The following is a 5149-nucleotide window of genomic DNA, read 5'->3' as shown; positions in this document are numbered from 1 at the left end:
GACGTTAGCGCAAATTCGCCAGGGCTTGCGGACATTCAGCGCTTCCACGAGCCAGACGCCGGGGCGGATGAACTTGATGCCGGTGGGGTCGTTTCACGCTTTGGTGGACTATGCCCACAACCCCCATGGATACGCCGCAGTGGCGGATTTTGTGCGGTCGTGGCAAGAGGGATTGCGCATTGGCGTCATTGGTGGGCCAGGCGACCGGCGGGATGAGGACTTAATGCAGTTGGGGGAAATTGCCGGGCGGGTGTTTGATTGGGTGATTATTAAGGAAGATGACGACTTGCGGGGTCGGGCGCCGGGGGAAGTTGCCGAATTGATCCGCCGGGGGTTAATGCAAGCCGGGACCACCTGTCGCTGGGAAATTATCCTGGATGAAACCACCGCCATTCGCACCGCCTTGGGCAAAGCCACGCCCGGGAGCTTGGTGGTGGTATTTCCAGAGAAAGTGAAGCGGGCGATAGAATTGATTCAACAAAATGGGTTGCCCGCCCCATCATGAATGCCCCCCGTTTGTTGCTGGTGGATGGCCATTCCCTGGCGTTTCGGTCGTATTATGCGTTTGCCAAGGGACGGGAAGGGGGGTTGCGCACCACCACGGGCATTCCCACCAGCGTCACCTACGGGTTTTTGAAGGCGCTGTTAGAAGTCTTGAACCGGCAATCCTTTACCCATCTAGCGGTGGCGTTTGATTTGGGGACGCCCACGTTTCGTCATGTCGCCGATGCCCGCTACAAGGAAGGTCGCGCTGAAACCCCGGACGATTTTCATCCCGACGTGGAAAATCTACAGCGCTTGTTGCGGGCCTTGCAGATTCCGGTGGTGATGGCGCCTGGGTACGAAGCCGATGACGTGCTAGGCACGCTCGCCAAACGGGCTGAACAGGACGGGTTTGAAGTGAAAATTCTGTCCGGCGACCAGGATTTATTCCAGTTGGTCAATGACCGGATTCATGTGTTGCATTTATCCCAGCAAAACGGCCCGCCGATTGAATACGACCCTGACCGCGTGGTGGAAAAATTAGGGATTCAACCAGCGCAAGTGATTGATTACAAAGCCCTGTGTGGCGATAGTTCCGACAACATTCCCGGTGTGCGAGGCATTGGGGCGAAAACAGCAGTGAGTTTATTACAGAAATATCGCGATTTAGATGATTTGTATGCCCATTTGGACGAACTTCCCAAAGCCCAGCAGCAAAAACTCATTGAGGGCAAAGATGCGGCCTATCATTCGCGTTTTATGGCAACGATTCACCAGGACGTCCCCCTAGATATTACCTGGGAAGACTGTCAACTGGTAGGGTTTGATATTTTAGAGGTGATGCCCTTGCTGGAGGAGCTGGAAATGCAATCGTTTCAGCGGCAAATTGACCAACTCTACCGGCAACTGGGGGGCACTCAACAAGAAGAATTGGACTTTTTTTCGGCGGAAGAAACAGCTCAACACCAACACCAGCCCTGGACGCCCCCCTTTGAGGTGCAAATTATTCGGAGTGAAACCGAATTAAAAAACTTGGTCCAGACGCTCCACCAATGCACCCAAACGCCTGTCGCCTGGGACACCGAAACCACCGCCCTAGACCCCCGTGATGCCGAACTGGTGGGGATTGGCTGTTGCTGGGCGGAGAACCAAGTGGCCTATATTCCGGTCGGGCATCATCAGGGGGAACAGCTCGATAAAGCCTTGGTTTTACACCATCTCAAACCCATTCTCGAAAGTGAAGTCCATCCCAAGGTTTTTCAAAATACCAAATTTGACCGTAATGTCTTGCGAGTCCAGGGGATTGAATTGCGGGGGGTGGTGTTCGACACACTGCTGGCTAGCTACGTTCTCGACCCCGAAGGCAACCACAAACTCGCCGATTTGGGAGCCAAATATCTAGGTTTATATGCCCAGTCCTATCAAGATGTGGTGGCTAAAAACCAGACGATGGCCGATTTACCCATCAGTACCGTGGCCAACTATTGCGGCATGGATGTGTATCTCACCTTTCGACTGGCGCCCATTCTTGAACACGAGCTAAAACAAATTCCCAGTTTGTATCGTGTGTTTCGAGAAATTGAATTGCCGTTGGAACCGGTGCTCGCAGCGATGGAATATCAAGGGATTGCCCTGGATTTACAGGTTTTGCAACAGCTTTCCCAGGAGTTCGACCGGCAATTACAAGCGGTTGAAAAACGGGCGCATGAGCTGGTGGGTCAAGAATTTAACTTGAACTCTCCCAAACAGCTAAGCACGCTCTTGTTCGAGACCCTGGGACTGAACAAGAAAAAAGCGAAGAAAACCCAGGCCGGTTATGCCACTGATGCGGCGACGCTGGAAAAATTACGCGATGAACATCCAGTGATTGATTGCATCCTGGAGCACCGGACGCTGGCGAAATTGAAATCCACTTATGTGGATGCGCTCGCCCAACTCTGTCGCCAGGATACGGGCCGGGTCCACACCGATTTCAACCAAACCATCACAGCAACAGGACGGTTATCGTCGTCAAACCCCAACCTGCAAAATATTCCGGTGCGCACAGAAATTGGCCGTCAAATTCGCCGCGCCTTTATTCCCCAACCGGGTTGGCTGCTGGTCAGCGCTGACTACTCCCAAATTGAATTGCGTATCTTGGCCCATCTGAGTCAGGAGCCAGTGTTGATTGCCGCCTTTCAACGGGGTGAGGACATTCACCGCTTGACCGCGCAATTGCTCCTAGAAAAAGACGAGATTACCCCTGAAGACCGGCGCCTGGCCAAAATCATTAACTATGGCATCGTTTATGGCATGGGACCCCAGCGCTTTATGCGGGAAGCGGGCGTTTCCTTTGCGGAAGCCAAAGAATTTATTGAACGGTTTAACCAGCGCTATCCGGCTGTCTTTGATTACTTACGCAATACGGAAAAACAAGCAATTACCCAGGGCTATGTAGAAACCATTACCGGACGACGGCGCTACTTCCGATTTACCAGTCCCTTGTTGCAACAGTTGCGGGGAAAAACGCTCACCGAAAGCGACTGGGCAATGGTGCAAAAACGCATCAATGCTGTCGATGCTGGTCTATTGCGAGCCGCTGCCAACGCTCCCATTCAAGGCTCCAGCGCCGATATTATCAAAATCGCCATGATTCGCATCCATGAATTGCTGAAAAATTACCAAGCGCATTTACTGTTACAAGTCCACGACGAATTAGTATTTGAAATGCCCCCAGATGAATGGCCCCAACTCCAATCCCAAATCCGAGACATTATGGCGCAAGCCATGCCTTTATCGGTGCCCCTAGAAGTGGACATCCACGCGGGCCGAAATTGGCAGGAAGCGAAATAACGCCTATTAACCGTTCCTTAATCCTCTGTCGTTGGTATTTTGGGGTATTATCAAGAGCGAAGTCTGTCGTGGTGGGTTGGGTATGCGTCGGCGTCGGTATCTCTATCTCACACTTGCGACCGGTCTGGGAGCCGTTGCCTGTCAATCGGTACCTGTAGAGCCCACACCAAGTCAGCCGGTTTATCTCAATGGGGCCGGAGCTACGTTCCCATCCTTCCTGTACTTGAAATGGTTTAGCGAGTACCAAAAGATCTACCCAGAAGTACAGATTTCGTATCAACCGATTGGGAGCGCCGCCGGTATTCAACAGTTTTTGACCGAGACGGTGGACTTTGCCGGTAGCGATGTGGCTATGACCGATGCGGAAGCTGCTCAGGTCAAACGGGGGGCGCTGTTTGTGCCGATGACCGCTGGGAGCGTGGCGGTGGTGTACAACGTGCCGGGCGTACCCACCGGACTGAAACTGTCGCGGGAAGTGCTGCCGGCGATTTTCCTGGGGAAAATTACCCGCTGGAATCACCCCGAGATTGCGGCATTGAATCCAGAAATTACCTTGCCTGATTTGCCTATTACGGTCGTTTATCGTTCGGACGGTAGTGGCACAACTGCTGTTTTTACCCGTCATTTGAGCGCAATTGACCCCCTCTGGAAAAACCGGGTGGGAACCGGCTTAACGGTCAACTGGCCGGTGGGGACAGGGATCAAGGACAATGCCGGGATCAGTGCCCAAATCCAACACGGACAAGGGGTGATTGGCTATGTGGAATATGCCTACGCCAAACAGTTAAAACTAGCTACCGCCGCTTTGGAAAACAAAAGTGGTAAATTTTTACTGCCAACCCAAAATTCTGTCGAGAAGGGAATTGCCGATGTAGTGTTGGATAACCGGTTGCGGGGATTTGTGGATGACCCGACCAGCCCTGAAGCCTATCCCATCGTGAGTTATTCCTGGTTCTTGATCTACCAGAAATATGACGACAAGAGAAAGGGCGAAACCCTGCGCAAGTTCATCCAATGGGCCTTAGTAGAGGGGCAAAAATATGGCCCTGAGTTGGGCTATGTGCCGTTACCGGGGCCAGTCGTTACGCAGGCCCAAACCTTAATGCAAAATAATACGCTAGTTGCCTGGGGTGATGTGTGACGCTTCGACTGCACATTGGCGGTAGGCATCCTCATCCGGACTGGAAAATTGTGGACATCCAGCCGCGTCCAGAAGTGGACTATGTGACGGATGCCGCTGACTTAAGCATGTTTGCCGATGAGTCGGTAGACGTGATTTATGCCAGTCACGTGCTAGAACATTTTCACTACGGGTTGAATAACGAACTGTTGCGGGTACTCCAAGAGTGGCGACGGGTTTTGAAACCAGGCGGGAAATTGCTCATTAGCGTGCCGGATTTGCGCGTGTTGTGCTGGCTGTATAGCAACCCCAATCTATTGCCAGAGGAACGCTTCCATCTAATGCGCATCATTTTTGGCGGCCAGGTGGATGAATATGATGTGCATAAAGCGGGTTTCGATGTAGATATTTTGGGGATGTATCTAACAGAAGCTGGGTTCAGCAGTTATGAGCAAGTCAGTGAGTTTCACTTGTTTCCTGATTGCAGCTCCATGCGTATTTTGGATACGTTGATCAGTTTAAATGTAATTGCAACTCGTTGATGACTGGAATTCCGTCTCTACCAGGGGCTACCGATAAGGGTAAATCCCGCTTAGTAGTAGGGATGAGTGAGTGTCTGGCCCCCGTTGCGTGATATACAAAACTTGACATAAGCTACGGATAGTTTCATTGACCAAGGATTGCAGATTTTCGATTGGACTCACCTGTAACTTA

Annotated in this window: 4 protein-coding genes; all 4 read left to right on the top strand. The window is 51.9% G+C overall.

The window, feature by feature from the left end; translation table 11 throughout:
• Positions 1-505 (top strand): hypothetical protein (locus NZ705_02625; GenBank protein ID MCS7291854.1); only part of this gene is annotated, 505 nt, incomplete at its 5' end.
• Positions 502-3315 carry a DNA polymerase I gene (gene polA, locus NZ705_02620; GenBank protein ID MCS7291853.1) on the top strand — a complete coding sequence of 938 codons (2814 nt, stop codon included), beginning with the start codon at positions 502-504 and terminating at the stop codon, positions 3313-3315. The genes NZ705_02625 and polA, both read left to right, overlap by 4 nt.
• Before the next feature lie 82 nt (positions 3316-3397).
• Positions 3398-4456 carry a phosphate ABC transporter substrate-binding protein PstS gene (pstS, locus tag NZ705_02615; protein MCS7291852.1) on the top strand — a complete coding sequence of 353 codons (1059 nt, stop codon included), beginning with the start codon at positions 3398-3400 and terminating at the stop codon, positions 4454-4456.
• Positions 4453-4977 (top strand): methyltransferase domain-containing protein, encoded by a 525-nt coding sequence (locus NZ705_02610; GenBank protein ID MCS7291851.1) that lies wholly within the window; start codon positions 4453-4455, stop codon positions 4975-4977. Before pstS ends, NZ705_02610 begins: the two co-directional genes overlap by 4 nt.
• Positions 4978-5149 lie beyond the last annotated feature (172 nt).

This window comes from Gloeomargarita sp. SKYB120 (assembly GCA_025062155.1).
Lineage (GTDB): Bacteria > Cyanobacteriota > Cyanobacteriia > Gloeomargaritales > Gloeomargaritaceae > Gloeomargarita.
This window is presented reverse-complemented; position numbering and strand designations above follow the sequence as displayed.